This is a genomic window from Paenibacillus etheri (genome assembly GCF_001012825.1).
Lineage (GTDB): Bacteria > Bacillota > Bacilli > Paenibacillales > Paenibacillaceae > Paenibacillus_AQ > Paenibacillus_AQ etheri.
Genome location: NZ_LCZJ02000033.1, coordinates 25,145 through 52,093, shown reverse-complemented (window position 1 = coordinate 52,093; position 26,949 = coordinate 25,145). Strand labels below are relative to the sequence as shown.

At 44.4% G+C, this 26,949-nt stretch carries 18 protein-coding genes, 2 pseudogenes and 1 other annotated feature; of the genes and pseudogenes, 16 read left to right on the top strand and 4 right to left on the bottom strand.

Going from position 1 to position 26,949, the window contains the following annotated elements:
* Positions 1-58 precede the first annotated feature (58 nt).
* The 9 genes from UQ64_RS19985 (at position 59) to pulA (ending at position 12,761) form a co-directional block, all read left to right on the top strand.
* Entirely contained in the window at positions 59-595 is a 537-nt protein-coding gene (locus UQ64_RS19985; RefSeq protein WP_060625247.1) for an NfeD family membrane protein, read from the top strand.
* Positions 595-2,169, top strand: coding sequence for a flotillin lipid rafts scaffold protein FloT (locus UQ64_RS19980; RefSeq protein WP_082651219.1), 1,575 nt, complete (start codon positions 595-597; stop codon positions 2,167-2,169). Before UQ64_RS19985 ends, UQ64_RS19980 begins: the two co-directional genes overlap by 1 nt.
* A gap of 106 nt (positions 2,170-2,275) precedes the next feature.
* Positions 2,276-2,983: an ABC transporter ATP-binding protein gene (locus tag UQ64_RS19975; RefSeq protein ID WP_060625246.1), complete on the top strand. Its 708-nt coding sequence runs from the start codon at positions 2,276-2,278 to the stop codon at positions 2,981-2,983.
* A complete protein-coding gene (locus UQ64_RS19970) occupies positions 2,967-4,589 on the top strand; it encodes a hypothetical protein (RefSeq protein WP_209445847.1) in 1,623 nt (540 codons plus the stop codon). The genes UQ64_RS19975 and UQ64_RS19970 overlap by 17 nt, the downstream gene beginning before the upstream one ends.
* Before the next feature lie 129 nt (positions 4,590-4,718).
* Positions 4,719-5,594: a glucose PTS transporter transcription antiterminator GlcT gene (glcT, locus tag UQ64_RS19965; RefSeq protein WP_060625244.1), complete on the top strand. Its 876-nt coding sequence runs from the start codon at positions 4,719-4,721 to the stop codon at positions 5,592-5,594.
* Positions 5,595-5,873: 279 nt separating this feature from the next.
* Positions 5,874-7,937: a glucose-specific PTS transporter subunit IIBC gene (ptsG, locus tag UQ64_RS19960; protein ID WP_060625243.1), complete on the top strand. Its 2,064-nt coding sequence runs from the start codon at positions 5,874-5,876 to the stop codon at positions 7,935-7,937.
* 99 nt (positions 7,938-8,036) lie between these two features.
* Positions 8,037-8,312 (top strand): HPr family phosphocarrier protein, encoded by a 276-nt coding sequence (locus UQ64_RS19955; protein WP_060625242.1) that lies wholly within the window; start codon positions 8,037-8,039, stop codon positions 8,310-8,312.
* Entirely contained in the window at positions 8,305-10,017 is a 1,713-nt protein-coding gene (gene ptsP, locus UQ64_RS19950) for a phosphoenolpyruvate--protein phosphotransferase (protein WP_060625241.1), read from the top strand. Before UQ64_RS19955 ends, ptsP begins: the two co-directional genes overlap by 8 nt.
* Before the next feature lie 404 nt (positions 10,018-10,421).
* Positions 10,422-12,761 (top strand): type I pullulanase, encoded by a 2,340-nt coding sequence (gene pulA / locus UQ64_RS19945; RefSeq protein ID WP_060625240.1) that lies wholly within the window; start codon positions 10,422-10,424, stop codon positions 12,759-12,761.
* Between the two features lie 60 nt (positions 12,762-12,821).
* On the opposite strand, the gene UQ64_RS19940 is transcribed toward pulA, so the two are convergent.
* Together UQ64_RS19940 and UQ64_RS32285 are read right to left on the bottom strand one after the other, a co-directional pair.
* Positions 12,822-14,435, bottom strand: coding sequence for a diguanylate cyclase domain-containing protein (locus UQ64_RS19940; protein ID WP_060625239.1), 1,614 nt, complete (start codon positions 14,433-14,435; stop codon positions 12,822-12,824).
* A 438-nt stretch (positions 14,436-14,873) separates the two neighbouring features.
* Positions 14,874-14,978 (bottom strand): annotated as a pseudogene (locus UQ64_RS32285) (hypothetical protein); the annotation flags it as partial.
* A 3-nt stretch (positions 14,979-14,981) separates the two neighbouring features.
* On the opposite strand from UQ64_RS32285, the pseudogene UQ64_RS32280 reads away from it, so the two are divergent.
* From UQ64_RS32280 to UQ64_RS19920, 5 genes and pseudogenes are all read left to right on the top strand, one after another.
* Positions 14,982-15,334 (top strand): annotated as a pseudogene (locus UQ64_RS32280) (response regulator transcription factor); the annotation flags it as partial.
* Between the two features lie 268 nt (positions 15,335-15,602).
* Positions 15,603-15,889 (top strand) — a binding site (T-box leader).
* A 60-nt stretch (positions 15,890-15,949) separates the two neighbouring features.
* Positions 15,950-16,984 carry a phenylalanine--tRNA ligase subunit alpha gene (gene pheS / locus UQ64_RS19930; protein WP_060625237.1) on the top strand — a complete coding sequence of 345 codons (1,035 nt, stop codon included), beginning with the start codon at positions 15,950-15,952 and terminating at the stop codon, positions 16,982-16,984.
* 4 nt (positions 16,985-16,988) lie between these two features.
* A complete protein-coding gene (locus tag UQ64_RS30990) occupies positions 16,989-17,150 on the top strand; it encodes a hypothetical protein (RefSeq protein ID WP_156417621.1) in 162 nt (53 codons plus the stop codon).
* 176 nt (positions 17,151-17,326) lie between these two features.
* On the top strand, positions 17,327-19,771 hold the full coding sequence (gene pheT, locus UQ64_RS19925; RefSeq protein WP_060625236.1) for a phenylalanine--tRNA ligase subunit beta: 2,445 nt from the start codon (positions 17,327-17,329) through the stop codon (positions 19,769-19,771).
* A 205-nt stretch (positions 19,772-19,976) separates the two neighbouring features.
* Positions 19,977-22,028: a hypothetical protein gene (locus UQ64_RS19920; RefSeq protein WP_483414286.1), complete on the top strand. Its 2,052-nt coding sequence runs from the start codon at positions 19,977-19,979 to the stop codon at positions 22,026-22,028.
* Between the two features lie 235 nt (positions 22,029-22,263).
* Here the strand turns inward: UQ64_RS19920 and UQ64_RS19915 are convergent, their stop codons facing one another.
* Positions 22,264-22,614 carry a cupredoxin domain-containing protein gene (locus UQ64_RS19915; RefSeq protein WP_245238110.1) on the bottom strand — a complete coding sequence of 117 codons (351 nt, stop codon included), beginning with the start codon at positions 22,612-22,614 and terminating at the stop codon, positions 22,264-22,266.
* 394 nt (positions 22,615-23,008) lie between these two features.
* On the opposite strand from UQ64_RS19915, the gene UQ64_RS19910 reads away from it, so the two are divergent.
* On the top strand, positions 23,009-24,001 hold the full coding sequence (locus tag UQ64_RS19910) for a GGDEF domain-containing protein (protein ID WP_209445846.1): 993 nt from the start codon (positions 23,009-23,011) through the stop codon (positions 23,999-24,001).
* 68 nt (positions 24,002-24,069) lie between these two features.
* Here UQ64_RS19910 and UQ64_RS19905 read toward each other — a convergent pair whose 3' ends face one another.
* A complete protein-coding gene (locus tag UQ64_RS19905) occupies positions 24,070-24,417 on the bottom strand; it encodes a phage holin family protein (protein WP_060625232.1) in 348 nt (115 codons plus the stop codon).
* 150 nt (positions 24,418-24,567) lie between these two features.
* Here UQ64_RS19905 and UQ64_RS19900 point away from each other — a divergent pair, with 150 nt between their 5' ends.
* Complete coding sequence (locus tag UQ64_RS19900) at positions 24,568-26,934, top strand: endonuclease MutS2 (RefSeq protein ID WP_060625231.1); 2,367 nt, start codon at positions 24,568-24,570, stop codon at positions 26,932-26,934.
* Positions 26,935-26,949: the final 15 nt, after the last annotated feature.

The window sequence follows — 26,949 nt, the reverse complement described above, 5'->3', positions numbered from 1 at the left end:
CTACTTTATTCGTTTAAAGTATTATGACAGTCCTGAATGAAGACAGGAGGAAGTGAATATGCAAACGCTGTATTTAGGCTGCTTGGCGCTAGGCGTCATATTTGCCATAGTCAGCGTCCTGGTGGGTGATGTGATCGGAGATGCATTGCATGGAGTCTTTGATTTCGTATCCGTAGATTTTCTGAATCCCACCGTTCTAGCAGGAGGAGTAACCGTGTTTGGCGGAGCGGGTATTCTTCTTACCCGTTACAGCAATCTGGAAGCTGGGGCTATCGCCGCATTGTCCTTGTTGACCGCTGCCTTTCTGGGTGTACTTATGTATCTAGGAGTGGTTAAGCCCATGGACAAAAGTGAAATGTCGAATGGTTTCTCAATGAGTGAATTGCCCGGTAAAATCGGGGAAATCACGGTTCCTGTTCCTGCTATAGGATATGGTGAGGTTATGGTGAAGTTTGGTGCTGGCAATAGTCTACATACGGCAGCAAGCTTTGATCATGAGCTTCTCCCGGCAGGCGTTAAGGTTGTTGTAGTGGAAGTTAGAGATGGCGTTGCAGTGGTATCAGAATTTGAGGAGAGAAAAGGAGAGGATCTTTAATGTTCGGTATTCCTGATTATTTATTAATTCCTGCTGTTGTCGTCGCTGTTCTGTTTGTGCTTGGGATCGCATTTTGGGCACGTTACAAAACGGTAGGACCAGATGAAGGGATGATCGTAACCGGTTCGTTTTTAGGGAGCAATCATATTTCCGACGATGGATCTGGTCGTAAAATAAAAATTGTGCGTGGTGGCGGTGCGTTTATCCTCCCAGTATTTCAGAAGGCTGAATTTATGTCACTCCTTTCTCATAAACTCGATGTGACAACTCCGGAAGTATACACCGAGCAAGGTGTACCAGTAATTGCTGACGGGGTTGCGATTATTAAGGTGGGCAGTTCCACTGAAGACGTGGCAACGGCCGCTGAGCAGTTCATGGGGAAACCGATTGAGGCGCTGAAGAGTGAAGCTCAAGAGGTGCTTGAGGGGCACTTACGTGCAATACTCGGTTCCATGACCGTTGAGGAAGTATACCGTAACCGTGACCGTTTTGCACAAGAGGTCCAAGGTGTGGCGGCACGTGATCTTAAGAAAATGGGTCTGCAGATTGTTTCCTTTACCATCAAGGATGTACGAGACAAACATGGATACCTGGAAGCGTTAGGTAAGCCACGGATTGCTGCAGTGAAGCGGGACGCAGAAATCGCTGAAGCAGAAGCTGTGCGTGATGCGAGAATTCAAAAGGCAAACGCTGAGGAGCAAGGGCAAAAAGCAGAGCTGCTACGGGATACGAATATCGCCGAAGCCTCCAAGGAAAACCAGCTTAAGGTGGCTGCGTTTAAACGGGATCAGGATACAGCGAAAGCGGAAGCCGACCAGGCTTATCATATTCAAGAGGCGCGTGCAAAGCAAACCGTTGTTGAAGAACAGATGAAGGTTGAGCTGGTACGTAAGGAACGCGAAATCGATCTGCAAGCTAAAGAAATTCAGGTTCGTGAGAAGCAGTATGATGCCGAAGTGAAGAAAAAAGCAGAAGCGGATCGTTACGCAGTAGAGCAGGCGGCGGAAGCCGATAAGGCGAAGAGAATGCGTGAGGCTGATGCCTTACAATACAGTATCGAAACGCAGGCCAAAGCAACAGCTGAACAGAAGCGTCTTGAAGGTCAAGCGATGGCGGATGCAGAGCTGGCTAAAGGTACAGCGGATGCCGAAGTTATCCGTTTGCGTGGTCTAGCGGAAGCAGAAGCAAAAGAGAAACTGGCGGAAGCGTTCCAGAAATTCGGCGAAGCAGCGGTGCTCGATATCATCGTCAAAATGCTGCCTGATTTGGCTGGACAAATTGCTAAGCCGCTGGCATCCATTGATAAGCTTACCGTTGTAGATACCGGTAATGGTGAAGGTGCGGCACGTGTCAGCAACTATGTAACTCAGTTGATGTCTACGGCTCCTGAGATGCTGAAGAGCGTCTCTGGGATTGACGTAGAGGCTCTGATCAAAGGGTTGACGAGCAGATCCTCAGGGGCGTCTGGAAGTAAGTCAGTTCCAGCCGCACCCGCAGCTTCCCTTCAACCTCCAGCAGTATCGGGGGGAGTAAGCAAAGCTTCAACTTCTGTGGCTGAGCAACCTGAAGACTAGTTTTAACAATAACTATAGAAGGATTTAACTTAAGGTAAGCTCGGTAATTGCTACCGGGCTTACTCTATTTTATGTCTTAGCTATAGAATAGGAGAGGTGCGCTAGCGTGCAACTGATTTTAGATCATATCCATAAAAGCTTCGATGGTAAACAGGTGATTAAAGGTGCAGATTTCACCTTTGAAAGAGGGAAGATCTACGGACTGCTCGGACGGAATGGAGCAGGTAAAACCACACTTTTTAATTGTCTGAGTGGTGAGACCCAAATGGATAGCGGCGCTGCTTTTATTGGTGAGAAGGATAGTACCCGTCAACTTCGTGACGAGGACATCGGCTATGTGTTTTCTCTACCCATTTTGCCTGAGTTTCTGACAGGGTATGAGTTTGTAAAGTTTTATATGGACATTAACCGTGAGAAGATCGATCCGAATAAAAGCATCGAAGATTATTTTTCCATTATTAAGTTTGAGGAAGAAGATCGACACCGACTGATTAAGGGTTATTCCCACGGGATGAAGAATAAAATTCAAATGCTTTGCTTTATCATTACTCGCCCACCATTGATTTTACTGGATGAGCCTTTAACCTCTTTTGATGTTGTTGTGGCGCTTGAGATTAAGAAGCTACTGCGTGAGATGAAGGAGGATCACATCATTATTTTTTCTACACATATTTTACAATTGGCCGCCGATTTATGCGATGAGTTGGTTATTCTAAATCATGGAACCCTTCAAGAAATTCCACGTGAGACCTTACAAAGCCCGGAGTTTGAGGAGCAGATTATAGCTTTACTTCAGGATGGTAACAATGATTAGTACACTTCGCAGCATCCAGAGGATTAGAGGCTCGTCCGGAGCCAATCGGTTGATTTACTATTTCAAAAAGCTGCCTGTTCTTGGCAAACTTTTAAAAGGGGATATCTACTCTAACATTTTACTAAAACAGGTCTTCGCTGGAATTGTAGTTGTGCTGAAGGTACTGTGGGGATTTTTAAATAAATTCGCTTATTTGGGAATTGTGATCTATTTGCCAATTGTTCTTATACACAAAGAATTACCGCTCGCTGAGCAGTATGCATTGTTCTTACATATCTTTATAATTCTGAGCTTTATAGTGGCTGCAGTTTCGAATGTATTTATATTAGAGCCCAAACGGGACAAATATATATGTGTGAAGCTAATGAGGATTCCGGCTAAACAGTATATGCATGCTACGCTTTTGCTTAAAGGGCTAACGTTCTTTATTTATTTTATACCGGCATTAACCGTGTTTGCGGGAATTTTTGGAGCACCATTGTGGCATGGCGTATGGCTTACACTACTGTTAACGGCCTGGAGAATAGTCACCGAGGCGCTGAATCTTTTGTTTTTTGACAAAAAAGGAATTGTGTTAGTTAAAAAGATGAGCTGGGTATGGTCGGTGATTGGACTAGGTGGCTTACTTGCCTATCTACCCCTTTATCTAGGGAACGCTATTGTAAATGATGCGACCGGATTTAGTGTCCCAGTGAGCCTTGTGATCGTTGTACTTGGAGGCATTACAGCTGTGTATATTGGGAAATATCCTAACTATCGCAGCGCTGTTGATGTCGTTACCAAGATAGATGATCCACTGCTGGACATGAACCGGATGATGAAAGAGGCGAGAGTGGCAGAAGTCCAGACCAAGGAGAAGGACTTTTCGTCGGAAGAACTTAAGGGTAAAGCATTTCAAGGAAAGACGGGTTACGCTTACCTGAATGCTATTTTTTTCTCCAGGCATAAACGCTTGTTGATTCAACCCATCCAGAGACGTTTAACCATCATAGGTGTGCTCTTTATAGTGGGTATCCTAATTATGCTTATTTCGCCGGAGACTTCGTCCAAGTTTACAACCTATCTGCTTGGTGGACTTCCCTTTTTCGTATTCATTATGAACTACACCTCTATAGGTGAGCGAGTGTGCAAAGCGATGTTTTACAATTGTGATCTGAGCTTATTACGCTATGGATTCTATCGTGACCAAGCTGCAATTCTGGACAATTTTAAGATTCGTCTTATTAAATTGAGTGGATTTAATCTTATTCCTGCTTTTGCTATATGTTTAGCATGTACTCTGCTGTTTCTGCTCTCTGGTGCAGATTGGGGTTTGATGGATGCGGTGATTTTTTGGGTAACGATTCTTTGTCTTTCCTTGTTCTTCTCGGTGCACCACTTGTTCATGTATTATATATTCCAACCTTACAGCACAGAGCTTAATATGAAGAATCCATTCTTTTTTATCGTCAACAGCATTGTAATAGGACTAAGCGTGGCTTGTATCGGATTCCCAAAAGCATCGTCAATTTTTACACTAGTTGTGCTGACGGGAACAATTGCTTATATGGTTATTGCAGTGACCTTGGTATACAAGTTCTCCAGCCGAACCTTTCGGGTAAAATAGAACGCAGCGTGTTCTTCTAATATCGGAATGTTGATGATATGATGGTAATGAGAGTTTTTTAATCGTACCGTTTCATGTTGCATTTGCTGCTTGGAAGTCAGGTGTTTAGAGATAAAAGAGGTGGCAAATATGAGTAGCATAACTGTAGCAAAGGTGTTAAATAACAACGTTATCATTGCGGACCATCCCCAATATTCGGAGGTTGTTGTGATTGGCAAAGGGATAGGGTTTAATCGGAAACTACATGATCAGATTAATCTATCCTCTGTGGAAAAGATGTTTATTCTCCGCAGCCAGGAAGAGCAAGAACAATATAAACAGCTTCTTCCCCAAGTCGAAGAGAAGTTGATTGAGATTGTACATGAAATTTTGTTATATATTATGCATAGCAGTAGTCAACCACTTAATGAGCATGTTCATATTGCACTCACTGATCATATCTCATTTGCTATACGGCGTTATGAACAAGATATCCCTATTCATAATCCGTTTCTGTATGAGACTAAGGAAATTTATCCTGAAGAGTATAAGATGGCAGAGTATGCAATTGAGCGGATTAATGAAGGCATGGGTGTGGAATTGCCTGTAGATGAGGTGGGTTTTGTGGCACTTCATATCGTTAGCGCGCTGAGTAATAGACAAATTTCCGAGGTCAGACAGCATTCTCTTTTGATTGGGGATTTGATCGGAATCGTAGAGAATAACCTCGAATATCGAATTCCTCGTGATTCACTTGATTATTCGCGGTTGGTGACTCATTTACGATTTGTTCTAGAAAGACTGCGCCGTGGAGAATCGGTAAGGGAGACTTCTACGTTGGATGGTCTTATGAAACGAGAGTATCCCGAAATGTATACCTTGGCTTGGCAATTAACTAAGGTTATCGAGAACAGAGTGCGAATTCCTGTGTATCCAGCAGAGGTCAGCTATTTGACAGTTCACCTGCAACGTCTTGCTCAGAAGAAAGAGGATGAATTGGATATGGAGACGAAGCGAGAAATATAAGGATAAAGTAAAATGTGAAACTAATACTTTCTAATATTTCAAAAAAAGCTTGTCACTTCAAAAAAACGGTGCTACAATATCCGTGTCCTAATTAAAACAGAATACCAAGCGTGTAACTGATTCGATCAGGCATGAGTGATTTACAGTATTTTGGTTGCTAGTCCCCATCTTGGGGTAATCTAACCTTAGCGTTAGATAACAACCTTTATGCTGTGTTGCTCATGCCTTTTTTGGCATCTGTTTTACTGAAAATGTGAATAATGAAAGGAAGTGACCATAATGTTCAAAAAGCTGTTCGGCGTTTTACAAAGAGTCGGTAAAGCGCTAATGCTCCCAGTAGCCATACTGCCAGCAGCCGGTCTGCTCCTTGGAATAGGAAACATGCTGGTAAACCCCGATTTTCTACAATACGTTCCGGCACTGGAGAACGATGTAGTTCAGGCAATTGCGAACGTATTGATGAACTCAGGGCAAATTGTATTTGACAATCTATCCTTACTATTTGCCGTGGGTGTTGCCATCGGTTTATCCGGTGGTGAGGGTGTTGCTGGTCTAGCCGCTATTATTGGTTTCCTCGTAATGAATGTTACGATGGGTACTGTAATTGGCGTCAATGATTATGTCCTGAGCCAAGGCGATTTTTCCTATGCTAGCGTCTTAGGAATTCCAACACTGCAAACGGGGGTATTTGGAGGTATACTCGTCGGTATATTGGCATCGTCCATGTACAAACGATTCTTCAAAATTGAACTTCCATCCTACCTGGGTTTCTTCGCAGGTAAACGTTTCGTTCCGATCATGACAGCGGTAACGTCTTTGATTCTTGGTTTGGCATTGACCTTAGTTTGGCCGCCAATTCAGCACGGTCTGAACTATGTATCACAAAGTATGATTGATACGAATAAAACGCTCGCTGCGTTTATCTTCGGAACAATCGAGCGCTCGCTGATTCCTTTTGGTCTGCATCACATCTTCTATTCTCCGTTCTGGTATGAATTTGGTACCTATGTTGATAAAGCCGGAGAATTGGTTCGTGGTGACCAACGGATCTTCATGCAGCAGCTTCGTGATGGCGTAGAATTCACAGCAGGAACATTTACAACAGGTAAGTATCCTTTCATGATGTTTGGTCTTCCAGCAGCTGCTTTGGCCATCTATCATGAAGCTAAACCTCACAATAAAAAACTTGTCGGAGGTTTGATGCTTTCCGCAGCATTGACTTCATTCCTGACAGGGATTACTGAGCCGCTCGAATTCTCGTTCTTGTTCGTGGCTCCATTGCTGTTCGCGGTACATGCTGTATTTGCTGGTTTGTCCTTTATGACCATGCACATCCTTAATGTCAAGATTGGTATGACTTTCTCGGGAGGCTTTATTGATTACGTGCTCTTTGGTATTATCCCGAACCGTACGGCTTGGTGGCTTGTAATTCCAGTAGGTCTTGCTCTTGCCGTAATTTACTACTTCGGATTCCGCTTTGTTATTCGGAAGTTTAATCTGATGACTCCGGGTCGTGAGGAAGATACAGATGAAGTTGAAGATACTGACACAGAAGCAGTTTCTAAGACGGGTGATGATTTACCACGAAACATCTTGTCTGCGTTGGGTGGTAAAGAGAACATCGCTCATCTGGATGCTTGTATTACCCGCCTTCGTGTGGAGGTTAAAGATAAATCTGGCGTGGATAAGACTCGTCTGAAGAAGTTAGGTGCATCAGGTGTACTCGAGGTGGGTAATAACATTCAAGCGATCTTCGGCACACGTTCCGATACCATAAAATCGCAGATTCAAGATGTAATTAGCGGGAAGACACCTGCACCAACGCCGGTTGCGGTTACGCCACAGCCTGAAGAAGAACAGCAGGCAGGTGAAGCAGGTGAAGCGATTATCAAAGAAGATATCGTCTCTCCGATAAATGGTGAATTAGTGGATATCACTGAGGTTCCAGATGCAGTATTCTCCCAAAAAATGACGGGTGATGGTTTTGCATTCCTATCCGATGATGGGAAGATTGCTTCGCCGGTCTACGGTAAAGTGTTCAATGTGTTCCCGAGTAAGCATGCGATCGGCATTATGTCCGATGGAGGCAAGGAAGTGCTCGTTCATATAGGGGTTAATACAGTTAAGCTTAAAGGTCAAGGCTTTACAGTTCTAGTTGAAGAGGGCGACCTTGTAGCTGCTGGACAGCCGATCATGGAAGTGGATTTAGAATATGTAAAAGCACATGCACCATCTGTAATGTCTCCTGTTATTTTCTCTAATTTGCCAGAAGGCTCTTCCGTAACCTTGAAGAAGCCAGGCAAGGTATCTATTGGGGATAAGGATATTATTACCATTCAGTAAAAGTGCAAGGGCGGCGCTTCCTTTATACATTAAAGGGAGCGAAGCCTTCACTATAAATTTAAAAATATTCTATTTAAAGAAAGCGAGTTGGATAATATTATGCAAAACACATTCAGAATTATTGATGAAGATGGAATTCACGCACGTCCGGCAACTGCCTTGGTAAATACAGCTACGAAATTCAAAGGTACAGAAGCTTATGCAGAAGCAAAAGGCAAAAAAGTTACATTGAAATCTATCCTTGGCGTATTGTCATTGGGTCTTGAAGCTGGGGACACTTTGTCTTTGATTACTGAAGGTAGCGAGGAAGCTGAAGCTCTGAACGCACTAACTGAAGTAATGATTAAAGAAGGGCTAGGGGAAATCCATGAGTAAAATTTCAGGAATCGCGGCTTCAGCAGGGATTGCAGTAGCCCGTGCTTTTATCCTGAAACATCCGGATTATACAATTACGAAGACTACTATCAGTGATCCTGAAGCAGAAGTCGCTAAGTTGAATGACGCGCTTGCTAAATCAAGTGCTGAACTGCAAATCATTAAAGAGCGTACTTTAGCAGAACTAGGAGAGAAGAAAGCAGAGATTTTTGCATCCCATCTGCTGATTCTTGAGGATCCTGAGCTGATTAATCCCGTAATTGATAAAATTCGTCAGGAATCGGTTAACGCGGACTATGCACTTAACGAAGTAGCTACACAATTCATTGAAATGTTCGAAAACATGAAGAGTGCTTACTTACAGGAACGTGCTGCTGACATGCGTGATGTGACCAAACGCCTGCTGAACCACTTGCTGGGTATTCATTATGTTAGTCCTGCAGAAATCAGTGAAGAGGTTATCGTTATCGCTGAGGACTTGACGCCTTCTGACACAGCACAGCTAAACCGTAAGTATGTTAAAGGCTTCACAACAAACATTGGTGGACGTACGTCCCACTCAGCGATTATGGCACGCTCTTTGGAAATTCCAGCGGTTGTTGGAACTAAGAATGTCATGTCAGAAGTGAATTCTGGGGATCTAGTGATTGTCGATGGTCTGAACGGAGACGTTCTTATTAATCCTAGTGAAGCAGAAGTGGCAGAGTACGTTCGCAAGCAGGAAGCTTACGACTTGCAAATTGCAGAGTGGAAGAAACTTCGTGATAAACCAACGATTTCTGCAGATGGTAAGCATGTGGAGCTAGCTGCTAATATCGGTACACCAAACGATGTTAATGGTGTGATTGAGAATGGTGGCGAAGGTGTTGGCTTGTATCGTACTGAGTTCTTATACATGGGCCGCGACAAGCTGCCTTCTGAAGAAATTCAATATAACGCCTATCGTACTGTGCTTGAGAATATGAAAGGCAAACCGGTAGTCGTACGTACACTTGATATCGGTGGCGACAAAGAACTTCCTTATCTGGATCTTCCAAAGGAAATGAATCCTTTCTTAGGATTCCGTGCGATTCGTCTTTGTCTGGATCGCCAGGATATTTTCCGCACGCAACTGCGTGCTTTACTAAGAGCAAGTGTTCATGGGGATCTTCGCATTATGTTTCCTATGATCGCCACACTTGGTGAATTCCGTTCAGCCCGTGATCTTCTACTTGAAGAGAAAGCGAAGCTTCGTGAAGAAGGCAAGGAAGTATCTGACAACATTCAGCTCGGCATAATGGTTGAGATTCCATCCACTGCTGTACTGGCTGACCAGTTTGCAAAAGAAGTTGATTTCTTCAGTATTGGTACGAATGATCTTATCCAATATACAATGGCTGCTGACCGTATGAATGAACGGGTGTCTTACCTGTATCAGCCTTACAATCCGGCCATCCTTCGTTTGGTCAAGAATGTAATTGATGCAGCACACGCAGAAGGTAAATGGACAGGAATGTGCGGTGAAATGGCTGGAGACGCAACAGCGATTCCACTCTTACTAGGTCTTGGGCTTGATGAATTCAGTATGAGTGCAACATCAATTCTGCCAGCACGTAGTCAAATTTCTAAATTGTCGGCTGCCGACATGAAGGAACTGGCTGCAAAAGCACTGCAACTGGGCACTGCTGAAGAAGTAGCTGCACTTGTTCAAAGCATCACTAATTGATTATTTCCATATGCATTACTCCGTTTAAGCGTTTTATAACGTTCCAACTACTATTACCGACTTCCGATGTTTGGAGGTCGGTTTTTTTGTGTTTATATCGATTATTTTATTTCGTACATTGGCTTATGTACATACGTGAGCGTTATACTCCGTTTAAAATAACTAAATTCACTTTTTATTTGCTTTATTGCGCAGATGTCTATGCCGATAGTAATAGTGATGAGCATAAAGTCGGTAAGAAACCCAAACCTGTAAGTATGTCTTACATATAATAGTATAGAAAGTTTATACTCCTTTATCGACTTGCAGAGCTGTGCAAGTATTAATATGATCGTATTTGGAAATATTTGGACTTATAAGCATCCCTATAAGTTAAGCAGGGAGCCATAGGATGGTGTTAACTCATGAATAAAAATGTTATAAATACAGAATTAATGTTGGAGATCTATGAAGGCAAAGACCTGGGCTTGACGTATTCGGTGGAGTACAGTGTATTTAAAGTCTGGGTACCTACTGCTTTTGCTGTATCTCTAGTGTTGTACGATACGGATGGAAATCAACTTAACATTGGATTTGATTCGAGTTCTACAGATAGTGGGCGTATTATATATATGCAGCGTCAGGACGGTGGAGTCTGGCAGACTAAGTTGTCAGGTGATTTAAAAGGGAAATATTATATGTACCGTGTTGTATATGCTGATGGAAATGTGTCGGAAGCAGTAGATCCCTATGCAACAGCCGTATCGGCAAATGGTTCAAGAACAGCAATCGTTGATTTGGGGGAGACCAATCCTGAGCGTTGGGAGCAGGACGTTGCTCCTCCACTGCAGCATCCTGCTGACGCGGTTATTTACGAGCTGCATGTGCGTGACTTCTCCTCACATGAGAGCTCCGGCATGTACTATAAGGGTAAATTCAAAGCATTTACCGAATGTGGATTAAGGGATTCGGAAGGAAATGCAATAGGTATTGATCATCTGGTTGAATTGGGTATCACCCATGTACATCTGATGCCTGTGTTCGATTTCCAGACCGTAGATGAGTTAAGTGTAATGAAGCGGGGTTCTTCAATAGAACATACCGACTACAATTGGGGTTATGATCCTCAGCATTATAACGTACCAGAAGGATCATATAGCACCGATCCTACCGATCCAGAGCTGCGAATTCGCGAATTTAAAGAAATGGTTCAGGCTTTGCATAGTCGTGGAATTTCGGTGATCATGGATGTGGTTTACAATCATACGTACGCTGTGGAAAAGGGGCCCTTCGAGCCGCTTGTGCCAGATTACTTCTATCGCCGTGACTACTTGGGACGTTTATCTAATGGCTCGGGAGTTGGTAACGAGCTAGCGACAGAGCGTCCGATGGTACGCAAATATATTAAGGATTCGTTGTTTTACTGGGCTAAGGAGTATCATATTGATGGCTTCAGATTTGATCTTATGGGTCTGATGGACAGTGTGACCATGCGTGAAATAACGGAAGAGCTTCGACTTGAAGTGAATCCTAATTTGCTGTTATATGGAGAACCTTGGACAGGAGGAGATTCTCCGCTAGCAACAAAGACGTTAAAAGGTGTGCAGCGGGGGAAAGGATATGCCGTCTTCAACGATAACTTTCGTTCGGCAATCAAAGGAGATAGTGATGGATGGGGAAGGGGCTTCATTACAGGAGAATACGGCAAAGAAGGGGCTATTGCTTCCGGAATCAAAGGAGCTATCCACGAATTTACGGACTCCCCTGTGGAATCTGTGAACTATGTAACCGCCCATGACAATTTGAATTTGTGGGATAAGGTGCTTACCGTTCAAGGGGGATTTCAGGATGCCGTTTCACGGGCTAATCCATACCTGAATGTAGATCTTGGGAATATTCTTAGCAATGAAACCGTACGCCGTTCCTTGCTTGCTAACGGAATCATCCTGACATCACAAGGTATTCCATTTCTGCACGCTGGTGATGAGCTATTGCGTAGTAAATTTGGAGATCATAATAGCTATCGTAGCGGTGATATGATTAACGCGATCCGCTGGAATATGAAGAGTGTGTTTAAGCCTGTATTTCAATATTATAAAGGCTTGATCGAACTGCGGCGTACACATCCAGCATTTCGTCTACATGGTCGGCAGGAAATTGAGCGTTCGCTGGAATTTCTGCGCTGTGATGGTGGTATAGTGTCGTACCTGCTTAGTAATCATGCAGGTGGCGACCTTTGGAACAATATAATAGTCATTTTTAATGCCAATAATGATCGAGTAAGGTTGTCTCTTCCTGAAGCTAATAATGGTTGGAACGTGGTAGTGGATCATACCCGAGCGGGGACAGAAGCATTCCGAAAGACTGCAGATAGTGAGGTAGAAATTGAAGGCTTGTCGATGATGGTGCTCTATGATGAATGTGGTGAACCAGCACCACGGTCCAAGATTATCGAAGTACACTATGAACGGCCAGATGGAAATTATCAGGGCTGGAATCTTTGGGTTTGGGATACAGGAATTCAGGATGGACAATGCGACTTTCGGTATATGGAGGATGGGCGTGCAGTTGCACGAATTGAGGTGTTGCCAGATACCGATTCTATCGGGTATATATTACGACTTAATGACTGGGAAGAGAAAGATGGGGATGGCGATCGCTTCATTGATTGTTCCAAAGATGACAAGCTTATCAAGGTCATGGTTATAGATCGTGATCAGGAGAATGATGGAATCTCAGATGATCATCTACAGTTAACCAGTTAAAAGAATAAAAGGGAGCTGCTTCAGGGTTTAGTTACCCCGGACCAGCTCTTTTTGTTGTTCTTATGGGTTCCCGATGGTCAGATTGGATAATCCTACATCCAAAAGCTCGTAGTAGAGATTAGCTTCATTTCCTCCATGGTCTTTGGAAAGATACATAGCGAGATCGGCGGCACGCAGAAGTTCATTAATACTGCTTCCGTGTTCAGGAAATAGAGCTACGCCAATACTTGCGGAGGTGTGGAAGCTAGATCCATTGTCAATAGACCAAGATTTGTTGAATAGCTTAAGCAACCGCTGCAGCATTTCATCTAACATTTCTGGAGAGGTGAATCGGTGCAGTACCACCGCAAATTCATCACCGCCTATCCGAAACGCCTGACCTACACCTTTGACCGTTTGCAAAAGCTCGCGAGAGAGCAGCTGGAGAAATTCGTCTCCAGCCAGATGTCCTAAGGTATCGTTTAGCTGTTTGAATCTGTCACAATCCAGCAGTGCGAGTGCAATATTCTTTCTCCGTTCTTCCGGTTGGTTAATGAGATTCTCCATGTACATTTTGAAATGAGCCCGGTTGGGGATCGCGGTTAAGTGATCATAGAAGGCTAACTTATGTAATCGTTCTTCGTATTGCTTCCGTTGTGTAATTTCACGGGACACTAACATAAATTGCGCTGGGAAATTACTACTTCCTCGAACAGGTGAGACCTTCGTTTCCAGCCATACCCATTGCCCTTCAGATCCCCGCATTCGTAGCTCTGAGATACGAGGGGTTCCTTGTACGACACTCTTTAGTTTAGCCCAAGCAATCTCCGGTTCGCGAATGTAGTTGGATAGAGGGTCACCCTTTTTAGGAACATAGCCGAGAACACTTGAATGTGAAGGGGAGCTATACAGGATCAACCCGTTAGGATCAGTCAATATAATAAAGTCAGACATAGTTTCACCAATTAGCTGATAGAGTGTTTTTTCCTCCAGCATTTCATTCTTGAGCCAAATGATTTTTCGTCCAAGATAAATAATAACTAGAAGCAGTATAAAGAAGACCAGTGAGTATAGCGCGAAGAGCGCGTTCTTTTTATCTTGGAACCCATCTGTTACTTGCAAGGCGTATTTGTCTATCAGGACTTCTGATTGATCTAGATGAGTTCTAACTTCATTTAACTGCATGTTCAGGTTTACAGCATAATAAGAATCGGGGTCCCATCCAATCTGCATCCGTTCAGCTATCAATGAATCCCCTGTGCTCTTCCATATGACTAAGGACGTTTCGAAGGCATGGAGCTTGTTCTCTAATTCAGTAAGTATATTATTTGCTTGCTTCATACCGCTGTAGGGTTTGTTGATAGATTTGATGTCTGAACCCGCTAGACTTACCCGTTCTTCTGCTTGTTGATTATTGACCTTAAATTCCTGAATGAACTGATCACGTTCAGCTTCAGTGAGGTTCGAGCTCATTGAGGAGTGCAGAGCGATTGCGCCCTGATATAAATCACGATCAGCACTCAATATGAGCTCAGAGTTCTCAAATACATCTTCATATAAAGAATCTGAGATTCTGTTAATGGTCTGATTTAGATAGAGTAAAGAAGCTACACTAATCCCAGTCAGCAGAATGGAGATCGCAGCAAAAATAAAGATTAGTTTGCGTGTTACTTTGATATCGAATAATCCAGCCACGGTCATCTTCTCCCCGCATAAGATGATTAAAAAATCTTATTGCTGCTAACGTATAACCTGCGGAACATCCATTTGTGGCAGGTGTGTTATTTTGTTAGGTAAAGTTGTTGAGAGTGATTAAGTGAAAAAGAGGTGTTCTAACATAGTGGGAAATGAGGCTTGGGAAAGATAAATTGTGTGTGGATCGCAGTTTGTCGTACAACAAGTATATAGGACGTCCTACTTATAGAGCAATTGCTTCCTCAAATAAATCTCAATAATAAGAATTTAAATGATTATGGTATGGGCCTATTGCCTTATCTATATTCAAATCCATAAATCCTATTACCCAACGCCTTCGTAAATGATACCCAGCTCAACCCCTAAAATATGCGTTCTGTTATGTTAAAAAAGCTGCCCCAGTCATAATAATGACTTTGACAGCTGACTTTGAATTAACTATTCGTTACGTAGTGCATGAATGGGGCGAAGTCGTGCGGTTTTATTCGCAGGCATCATTCCGAAAATCACGCCGATAAGTAAGGAGAAAACAAAAGAATATACCGGCAATGCCAGCAAGTGCCATCGAAAGCCATAGGCGGTGACGATTACATCACCAAGCCGTTCAGTCCGAAGGAAGTGGCTTACCGGATTAAAGCCCGTTTGAGTTAGACGAACAAAAATTTGAACTGATGAAAAACAGCGAAATCATCGAGCTCAAACCGAGAGAGCTTGGCCACATTAGCTATTTGCTGAAACACCCGAACCGAATTATAAGCAAGGAAAGCCTGTACGATCAAGTGTGGGGGGAGGAATCCTTCGGTTATGACAACACGGTCATCGTTCATATTCGGCGGCTGAGGGAAACAGAAAAGGCTGGACCGGATGAAAGAAGATTGGATCGCGAACATTTCGCATGATATCAAAAATTTGATTTCCTCCCAATATGATAAGTTCTTAGTCTGAGAAGGAGCTTCTGAGAGAATGAGTAATACTTCCAAGTAATGGAGATTATCAAAGCTCCTCTGAACGTTAGCTGAAAAAAAAGTCCCCAAAACAGCTCTAAACCTTAAAGCCAGATAAAAATTGCCCTAATTATGCTTGAACTTGTCAAAACGACAGATTTTGCATATAATAAATAGACATATCTCTTGCATAAAAGAGATACCTGACAATTAGATTGAATTGTGAAATGCAGTGATGGAGAAGAGTACACAGTGCCTGACTTACAGGGAGGAGACGCCGGTGATTGAGAGCGTTTCTAGGAAACAGAGCTGTCGAAGTTCACTCCGGAGCAGTTCCTTGAATTCCTTAAGATTGCCTTGTAAGGAAGCGTAGGGGAAACCGGTCGCAGACCGTTATTTCTGTATAAAGTGAGATAGGTATCTGTCCAGCCAAAAGAGGGAATGAAGCTCTTATGGGGAACAGATCAGCTTGTCTAACAAGGGTGGTACCACGGTCTTTTCGTCCCTTACCGGGAGGAAAGGCCTTTTTTTGTTGAACTAGATAATGATTGAAGGGGGCTGTACACGGCCATGAAAGAGAAGTTGGAAGCATTGAAGGTTGAGGCGCTGGCTAAGTTGCAGGAGGTTATGGATCCACAGGTTCTGAATGACTTAAGAGTGAAATATCTCGGTAAAAAAGGCGAGCTTACAGAAGTTCTACGTGGTATGGGAGGACTTAGTGCTGAGGAGCGTCCGGTTATCGGGCAAGTAGCGAATCAGGTGCGTAGTGCCATTGAGGAGATTATTGGAGCGAAGCAAGAGGCTTTTCAACAGCAAGAGACTCAGCAGCGCCTGCAGGCTGAAAAAGTAGACGTAACCCTACCAGGTCGCCGCTTGCAGCAAGGTGGTATTCACCCACTTAGTAGAGTGGTTCAGGAAATTGAGGATATTTTCATTGGCATGGGTTATCGTGTGGCTGAAGGTCCGGAAGTGGAGACCGATTATTATAACTTTGAAGCCCTAAATCTGCCTAAAAATCACCCGGCACGCGATATGCAGGATTCCTTCTATTTGACAGATGACCTGCTTATGCGCACTCAAACGTCTCCGGTACAGATTCGTACCATGCAGGCTATGAACGGTGAAGTTCCAGTTAAAATCATTTGCCCTGGTAAAGTATTCCGCCGCGATGATGACGATGCAACGCATTCCTTCCAGTTCCATCAAATCGAAGGTTTGGTTATTGGAAGCAATATTCGGATGAGTGATCTGAAAGGCACCCTGCAACAATTCGTACAAGAGATGTTCGGCCCGAATACAGACATTCGTCTTCGTCCGAGCTTCTTCCCATTCACCGAGCCAAGCGTTGAAGTGGACGTAAGCTGCTTCAAATGTGGCGGCGATGGATGCAGACTGTGCAAGCAAAGCGGATGGTTAGAGATTCTTGGTGCCGGCATGGTGCATCCAAATGTTCTGAAAATGGGTGGCTATGATCCTGCTAAGTATAGCGGCTTCGCATTCGGAATGGGTGTTGAGCGGATTGCTATGCTTAAATACGGCATCGATGACATCCGTCATTTTTATAACAACGATATGAGTTTTGTAAAGCAGTTCAAGGGCGTTTAGATTTTTGGTGGGCGAGCTGGCTTGCGGGTTAGGAGATGAAGCAATTGGGTTGTCGATCTTGCTTAATAAAAGACTATTTATAGAAGGAACGGAGAAAAGTTTTGGAACTGTAGAAGCGTTAGCGTTCGCCTTTATCCTCGGATTTCTACCGCGAGAAGCGGTTTAAATCAGGAAATCTGAGGATAACAGCGATCGGAAGTCCAATATTTTTCGTAGTGACTGCTCTAAATAGGACGGGTATGAAGCTTTGATCGAGTAATCCTAAATTGTACTACTCCCACAGGAAGCAGATCGAACGGCAAGTAGATAAATACATCTGAAACATAAAGGAAGTGAGCGGACATGAAAGTATCAACCGGATGGTTGGCTGATTATACATCGATTGAAGGAGTAACCGCTGAAAAGCTAGCGGAGAAGATTACCGCTGCCGGCATTGAAATTGACGGAGTAGAGCGCCGCAATAAAGGGATTTCCGGCATCGTAACCGGCTATGTGAAATCGAAAGAAAAACACCCTGATGCGGATAAGCTGAACGTATGTATCGTGGATGCCGGTCAAGGTGAAGATCTGCAAATCGTATGTGGCGCAAAAAATGTGGCTGCGGGACAAACCGTTCCTGTAGCTCTTGTTGGTGCTAAGCTGCCAGGGCTGGACATCAAAAAAGCGAAGCTGCGCGGGGTATTATCGCAAGGGATGATCTGCTCGGCAAAAGAATTAGGACTCAATGATAAATTGCTTCCTAAAGAGCAACAAGAAGGAATTCTTGTACTTCCTGAAGGCACAGAGATTGGTCAAGATATTTCAAAATTGCTGGGTCTAGATGATGAAATTCTGGAATTCGATCTGACTCCGAACCGTTCAGACTGCCTAAGCATGATTGGTGCTGCTTATGAAGTGAGCGCGATTCTTGGACGCGAGATCAAATTACCTAATCCAGCGGGCGAAATCATTGAGATCAGCGGAGCAGCTGCTCAATCTATTTCCGTTAAGATTGAGAATGAAGAACACTGTAATCATTATGCAGTTCGTTATATCTCAGGCGTTAAACCTGCAGCATCACCGCTGTGGATTCAGAATCGTCTGATGGCGGCAGGGATTCGTCCAATTAACAACATCGTAGACATTACCAACTACGTGATGCTCGAATACGGACAGCCGCTGCATGCTTTTGATGCAGATAAAATAGAAGGTGGAGAACTCGGCGTTCGTCTTGCCCATGAAGGTGAAGTCCTGACTACACTTGACGGTCAAGAGCGGAAGCTAGAGCCGCAAATGCTCGTTATCGCTGATGGAGCTAAAGCAGTAGGTCTGGCTGGAGTGATGGGAGGCCTGGATACGGAAGTTACTGCTGAGACGGTAAATCTCGTTCTGGAATCCGCTAAGTTTGATGGAGGAACCGTTCGTAAAACCTCGCGTCAACTGGGACTTCGCTCAGAAGCATCGCTTCGTTTCGAAAAAGAAGTGGATCCAAATGCAGTGATCCCTGCATTGAATCGCGCAGCAGTACTTATTGCACGTTATGCTGGCGGATCTGTGAATGAAGGAATTGTGCAAGCAGGAACAGTCGCTGCTCCAGAGAAGGTCCTGACGTTGTCCTTGGAGAAGCTGAACCGTTATCTCGGAACAGATCTGTCCTTACTGGAAGTGAAGACATTGTTTAGCCGTCTTCATTTCAAGTGTGGGGATACCGCACAAGGGCTGATCGAAGTTCAGGTGCCAACTAGACGTGGCGATATCAGTTATGATGTTGACCTTATCGAAGAAATTGCTCGTCTGTACGGGTATGACAATATTCCAACGACTCTAATTGAAGGAGTTACAACGCCAGGTACACTGACGCATAAGCAATCACTCCGTCGTGAACTGCGTCGTCTGTTGTCGCATGGCGGTTATCAGGAAGTGATGGGTTACTCCTTTATCCAGCCGGAACAAAGCAAAATGTTCCCTGAGCTATCAGAAGGCTCTCAAGCGGTTAAATTAGCTATGCCAATGAGTGAAGAACGCAGCGTATTGCGTACTAGCCTTCTGCCACAGCTTTTGGATATTGCTAGCTACAATACGAACCGTCGTCAAAGTGACCTAGCGTTGTTTGAGATTGGCAATGTCTTCTTCACAGATGAGGAACAGTTGACTCGTCAGCCACGTGAACTGCCGGTGCTGGGGTTGTTGCTTAGCGGTAGCCTAACCGTGAAGCAATGGAACGTTTCTGCACAGCCTGTAGATTTCTTTGATTTGAAGGGTGCGCTGGAATCGGTATTTGCTTATTTGGGTCTTACAGACAGAATTATCTACGAGGGAGATAGTCCAGAAGGGTATCATCCTGGACGTTCCGCGTCGGTATATTTAGTCGGAGACGAGGGTCGTGTGAAGATTGGAACGATGGGCCAGCTCCATCCGGAACTGCAAAGAGAGCTTGATCTAGTGGATACTTATGTAGCTGAGATTCTATTGCAGCCGCTGTATGATAACACGCAAAGCCGTCTGCAATATAATGACCTTCCACGTTTCCCAGGAATGGAACGGGATATTGCAGTGGTTGTAGATTCAACTGTACCAGCGGGCGATCTGCTAGCTTCCATCCGTGCAAACGGAGGAACTTTGCTGCAATCCGTACAGGTATTCGACGTGTACACTGGTGGCAAGTTAGAGAGTGGAAAGAAGAGTATTGCGATCTCACTGCTGTATCGTCACGGTGAACATACATTGACAGATGAAGAGGTTGGAGAAGTGCATGATAAGCTATTATCAGTCCTTCAACAAACTTTTGGTGCAGAATTAAGAAAATAGCAGGAATTGTGTAAAGCCGCAGCGAATCCATTTAGAAACTGAGATTCGCTGCGGCTTTTTCTGGGTAGAGTGAAATGCGGAGGATATCAGCGAGAATCTATTGATTACAAGGGATTTTGCCAAATGCTTAAGAAAAAAGCTACAATAGAAACAGTAAGACTAGCTTAGAATCCGCACACATACAAAGGAGGGCACAACTGTGGCTATGGACCGGACACGTGTCGCCGTGGAGATATACGGAACTTCCTATAAACTCGTCGGAAGCAGCACTGAATATATGAAACAAGTGGCCCGTTATGTTGACGAACATATGCGCACGATTTCTAAATCACACAACAGACTGGATACGCCGCGCATAGCGGTGCTTGCAGCAGTACATATGGCGGAGCAGGCTATTCAGGTTCAGGATTTTAAAAATGAACTCAACATGATGACAGGTGAACGCAGTGAACTGCGATTGGAAGTATCTCGCCTGCTGGAGGTTCAGCGGGAGCGACAAGAAGAATATGAACGCCTTGAAGCGGCGGCTAAGGAAGAAGCTGCGCGACTGATTGCTGCGGTTGAAGAAGAGCGCAAGCGTCATCTGGAAATTCAGGAGAATGAGCGTAAAGTACATGCTAACCAGCTTCAGGAAGCAACCCAAGCGGCTGAAGCCGCACGAGAGAAGCTGGAGGAGGAGCTGCTCGCGCATGAGCAGGAGCTGCAAGCACTGCGAGTAAGCTATGAGGCAGAACAGGCTGCTATTCGGGAGAGTCATCGAGAGGAACTAGCAAATGCAGAAGCCATCCGTCTACAGCAGTTGGAAGAGCAGAAGGCGGCGCATTTGCAAGAGCTGGAGAATACTCGTGAGACGCTGACTAAAGAGAAGACAGATACCTTGTCTGCTCTGGAGCTTGAGTTAACCGAGACCAGGTCAACATTAGAGAAACAGCTTGAGGAAACCAAATCAACATTAGGTAAGGAACTCGAGGAGACTAAGTTAACACTGGGTAAGGAGCTTGAGAATACGACAACGAAGCTAAGCAAGGAACTGGCTGGAGAGCGGGAAGCTTTACAACGGGAGCTTGTTAAGAACAAGGAACTTCGACAGTCGCAAGGTACTCAGGAACATAGACATAAGCAAAGCATTCAAGAGCTTGAGAAACAGATGGCTGAGCTTCGTGGTGGAACAGGACAACTTCAGTCTAGACTCCGTGCGGCTGAAGCCAGTCTTAAGAGTGAACGAGATGCTCGTCAAACGCTGCTGGGACAATATGAAGCAGTGGTTAAACGCGAAGAGCAGCTCAGTGAGGAGCTGCGTACTGCTACTGAGCTAGGTACGCTGTTGAATGAAGAAATGGAAGAATTGCGCCAGCGTTATCAGCTGTCACAGAATGAAACATTAGAGCTGCGGAAGTCATTACAGGAAACGAGTGACAATCTGCACCGTGTTCAGGAAGAACTCGCAGGATCTATGGCGGAGGCAGCGAATTGGCAGGAGCTCTCGGATAAACGGATGGATGATATTAGTGAACTTGAAATGAATCTACTGGAGACCGAGGAGAAATCATTGGAACTTCAGAAGGAGATTGAGATTCTTCGTGGTCAAGCAGATGGATTAGTACAACAGTTAGATAGGGAAGTTGAGCTTCGTACGGATGCAGAACACGAAACTGCAGCACTCCGTGAACAAGGTGGACAGGTTCAGAAGGAACTGTCTGCGCTTCGTGAACGCTATGAGGAACTGATCTCTCAATATGACGAAGTACTGCAAGATGGAGAACGTCTGCAGGAAAGATATCAATTGTTGCAAGAAGAAGGCGAAGAGGCTGCCCGTCGTTTAGAGGAGCTGTCTGAAGCTAGCCGTGAAGCCGCTGCTACTGTTGCTGAGCAGCAGGAAGTGCTGAAGGAGGCAGAGGCGTACGGAGCTTCCTGGAAGCACAAGTACGAGGAGTTATTCGAACGGCAGCAGCAGTGGAGTGATTTGGAAGCGAAGCTGCGCGAAGAGATAGATATTTGGCAGCAGGAGGCCGGTGAGGCTGAGGCGAAGCAGGAATCTATTGAACGTGAACGCAGTGAGGTGCTTCAGCAGCTCGGAGAAGTCGGCGAGAACTATGAATTGGCTCAAGGACAACTTCGTCTGCTACAGGTCCAGTTTGAGATGCATCAGAATGAGCTACAGAAGATGACGGATGAGCATCGTAATCTTCAAGAGGAATATGCCAAGCTTCAGAATGAATATAATGAATGGATTCAACTGATCGAACAGGACAGTTGAATGCCGGATGCAAGAAAGAGGGCTGTACCTGATGTGTAGAGAGATCTATTTCAGGTCAGCCCTCTTTGTTTAAAATATAAGAAAGTATAAGTTTCACACCATACTTTCTTATATTTCTTGCTTGAACGCTTACCGTCCTAGAGACGCCGAAGGCGTTTATACTTGTGACCACAGAGTAAATAAAAAGCCGATCGTCAGGGCGATTCCCTAACGATCGGCTGTTTTATTGAGTCATCTATTCTACGATGATTTTTGCGTTCATACCGCTATGTCCGGATCCGCACATAATCGAACAAGTCATTTCGAATGTGCCAGCTTCTTCTGGAACAATTACTTTTGAGGATTTTTTAGCATTAAGCTGCAGTTCAAATTCAGGAACAAGGATGCCATGATTGCCACTATCGTTTTTAAAAATGATTTTGACGGGTACACCTTTTTTTAGATGATATTCTTCCTGATCAAAGCTGTAATTCGTAGCTGTAATTATAAGTTCTGTTTCTGCCTCGATCTCCGGCTCCGATGTGTTAGCATTGCCAGCAGCACTATCATTGCTGTTCCCACAGGCTGTAAGTGCTATAACGAACACAATTGAAAGTAGAATTGCAAATTTTTTAATGATCTAAATCCCCTCCCAAGAAGTCCAATCATAGTGAAAATGTGACAATTATGTAGACATCATAACTTAAAATTTAAGTAAGCGCTTTGATTAAATGTGAAAAATCTGTGAACAGGGAGACTGTTCAAACTTTGTCGTAAATTGCAAAAAAATGATGAAAATATAACTAAAATTTATTATAATGAAAGCTATTACATTAACGTATAAAAAGTAGGGGATACATATTTCAAGTATTAACGATACGCTAAGTACGGAGGTTTGGCACCGTAGAATCTTAAAAGGGTATTGGATGGTAGTCATTCTTTTATTAATCTCACAGTTGCTGTTTTTGTCGAATATTGACAGACTTCAAATAAAAACAACCTTGGACACGAATCTATGGCATTTATTTATAGCCTGTAATTTACTAATTGTGGTCCTTATGATTACTGCAGAGCTGTGGCTTCGTTATAGTAAACAATCCCCTAAATATGGGGTGGTTAGTTGTGGGTTTTTAGTGTCCTACCTTATGTATTTTGTATTAGAGCCCTTTATAGATGGTGCTCAGATGACGCTTATGATGCCGATTATGGTCGCTCTGATTTATTTTGATCGTAAGCTCCTGTACCTAATGGGATTATTTAGTATTGTGTTTTATGCGGGGGTATATTTCGGGTTGGAACGGCCATTCCTACATAAGCCGCTGCTTGAGTTCTTGATGGTAGAGTGCGTTTTCATGGTATTTGTGCTGATGGCTATTGCAGTAATTGTTCGTGCTCGTGAAGCGCGGATTAATTTAGAGAGATTAACGAAGGAAGGCCAAGATCTAATGGTGGAGAGGGCTATTTCGGATAAGCTGCTGAAGATAGATGCACTCACTGGACTATATAATCATAAAACCTTTCATGAATATTTGGATTCATTATTGGAGCAATGTGAAAGCAACAACCTTCAACTACAGCTGGCTCTTTTCGATATAGACAACTTCAAGCAAGTTAATGATACCTACGGGCACAGGGTTGGAGATCTTGTTCTTAAGGTAATTGCGGACAAGGTAGGCGGTATGATTGGGTTAAATGATTTTGCGGCTAGGTATGGCGGTGAAGAGTTCGCTGTGATTTTTACAGACAAAAGTTTTTCAGAGTCTTATGAAGCTGTAGAGAAATTACGGATCAATATTGCTCAAATCGAGCATTTGCAGGCTGGCAGCAAGCCGATTACCGTCAGTATTGGAATTTGTGAGTATCAGCTTGGGGATGGGAAAGAGCTTCTTTTTCGTAAAACGGACAAAGCGCTCTATACCGCTAAAAAGCAAGGCAAGAACAGAGTGGTCAATCGTGCTGAGAGTCATGAAGAGGAAATTGTGTCTCATGGATAAAAACAACACAGAACCCTTATTACCGGAAAAGAACGGGAATAGGGGTTCTGTGTTGTGGATAGCTTTCGTTACTTTGCTGCCTCAAATGGTGTGGAAACCGGCAAGAACAAATCGACAATACCGATGACCAGAGCTGCAAGGATAGCTCCGAGAATGGAAACGCTGACTCCACTCACTACGAATTGGGCGACCCAGATGACTAATGCACTAACGATAAAACCGACGATACCGCGACCGAAGGGCGTTGCTTTTTTGCCGAAGATTCCTTCGACTACCCAGCCGAGTAACGCAATCACCAGTGCAAGGATTAGAGCACTCCAGAAGCCACCAATGGTGAACTGTGGAACAATCCAACCGACAACCATCAGAACAAGCGCTGCTACAATAAAACGACCCACATGACTCAAGAAATTCACTGTACTAACCTCCTTTGGCCCAAGCTAAGGATATGTGCAGTTCTTATTGTGACCTTAATACTTGTTTTTATGCTTACCTCGATACCAAATAGCGAAATTGACTTGAATTCTGTATAATGGAAACATCTATGAAGGGAGCTGTGACTGTAATTGGACGACAAAATTTTGCATACGCTTGAATATCGCAAGATTTTAAATAAATTAATGCAATATACGCAAACCTCAATGGGGCGAATGACTGCGGAGCAGCTAAGACCCTCCGGTGATTTTGAAGGTGTGAAGAAGCTACTTCAAGCCACGGATGAAGCGGCTAATGTGGATCGTCTGAAGGGCATTCCTTCATTCGGCGGGATAAGCGATATTCGAGCGGCACTAAAACGTGCCTCTATAGGCGGAATGTTGGGAACAACTGAATTGCTGGCAGTGGGAACTACCATTGGCGGCGCACGAAGAGTCAAACGATTCCTGGCAGCCATGCATGAGGAGGAAAAGATTGAGTTCCTATTTTCACTCAGCGATGTATTGTCGGAGCAAAAACATGTAGAAGATGCCATCCGTTTATGTATAGACGAGAACGCAGATGTACTTGACACAGCTAGCTCTGAATTGGCTACGATTCGCCGTGAATTGCGCGGAGGAGAGACTCGAATTCGTGAAAAGCTGGATTCCATGATTCGTTCTTCATCCGTTGCTAAAATGCTGCAGGATCAGCTGGTAACCATTCGCGGAGATCGGTTTGTTATTCCTGTAAAAGCGGAGTATCGTGCGCATTTCGGCGGTATCGTACATGATCAGTCCGGATCAGGAGCCACTTTATTTATCGAGCCTGAGTCCATTGTAGCGATGAATAACAAACTGCGTGAAACACGGCTGCGTGAAGAACGGGAAATCGAGATCATTTTGCATAGGTTGACAGCGCTTGTAGCTGATATAGCTGAAGAAATGACTTATGATATCGATATTCTTGGCGAGCTTGACTTCATCTTCTCTAAGGCGCGTCTTGCCCGAGACATGAAGGCTACGCAGCCACGCATGAATGACCGCGGTTATCTTAAGCTGCGCAAAGGACGGCACCCGCTTATTCCTGCAGAGCATGTGGTTCCTCTGGATGTGGAGCTGGGCAACCAATACAGCTCGATTATTGTAACCGGACCGAATACGGGTGGTAAAACCGTTACACTCAAGACCATTGGACTGTTGAGTCTCATGTCGATGTCTGGTTTGTTCATCCCTGCAGAAGAAGGCAGTCAAATGTGTGTGTTTGATGCCATTTATGCAGATATTGGCGATGAACAGAGCATTGAGCAAAGCCTAAGTACGTTCTCCAGCCATATGACGAATATTATTTCCATTCTGCGGAGAATGACTCCCAAGAGTCTTATTCTGCTTGATGAAGTGGGCGCAGGGACGGATCCGGCAGAAGGTTCCGCGCTGGCGATTGCCATTCTGGAGCATATTCACCGGACTGAATGCCGTATGGTCGCTACTACGCATTATAGCGAATTGAAAGCTTACGCTTATGAGCGTAAAGGGGTCATCAATGCCAGCATGGAATTCGATGTCCAAAGTCTCAGCCCTACCTACCGTTTGCTGATTGGTATTCCTGGACGAAGCAACGCCTTTGCAATTGCAGAGCGATTAGGTCTGCCAGGCGCGATTCTGGAGCATGCACGCGGCGAAGTGAAGGAAGAGGATCTACGTGTAGAGCATATGATTGCCTCTCTCGAAGAAAATCGACTTGGAGCGGAACAGGAACATGAGCGAGCAGAGAGTATCCGTCGCGAAGTAGAAGAGCTGCGCAGCAGACAGCAGCAGGAGCTCGAGAAGCTGGAAAGCCAGCGGGATAAACGACTGGAGAAAGCGGAGAAAGATGCCAGCTCAATCTTGGAGAAAGCGCGTAAAGAGGCTGAAGAAATCATCAGCGATTTGCGCCGTTTGGCTATGGAAGAAGGCGCTTCGGTCAAAGAGCATAAGCTGATTGAAGCACGGAGACGTCTGGATGAAGCAGAACCTTCACCACGTAAGAAAGCCGCTACTCGCAAGCCTGCTAAGGCTCCGCGGACGATTGGTCCTGGTGATGAAGTGAAAGTAGATAGCTTAAACCAAAAAGGCTTTGTAGTGGAATTAAGCGGATCTAAAGAGGCTTTAGTACAGTTTGGGATCATGAAGATGAAGGTAAGCCTGGATGACTTGGAACTGCTCTCTTCGAAGGCTGCCTCTGTACCAACGCCCCTTCGGCAGGCGACAACCGTAAAACGCTCCCGTGATGAGAATATTCGTAGAGAACTGGATTTACGTGGCACGAATCTGGAGGAAGCGATTATGGAGACGGATCGTTTTATTGATGAAGCCTTCTTAGGTAATCTGGGCCAGATTTCCATCATTCATGGTAAAGGGACAGGCGTGCTACGTACAGGAATTCAGGAATATCTGCGTAAGCACAGACATGTTAAGAGCTATAGGCTAGGAAATTATAATGAAGGCGGCGCAGGCGTAACGGTGGCTGAGCTGCAATAGCGGGATTGCCCGGCA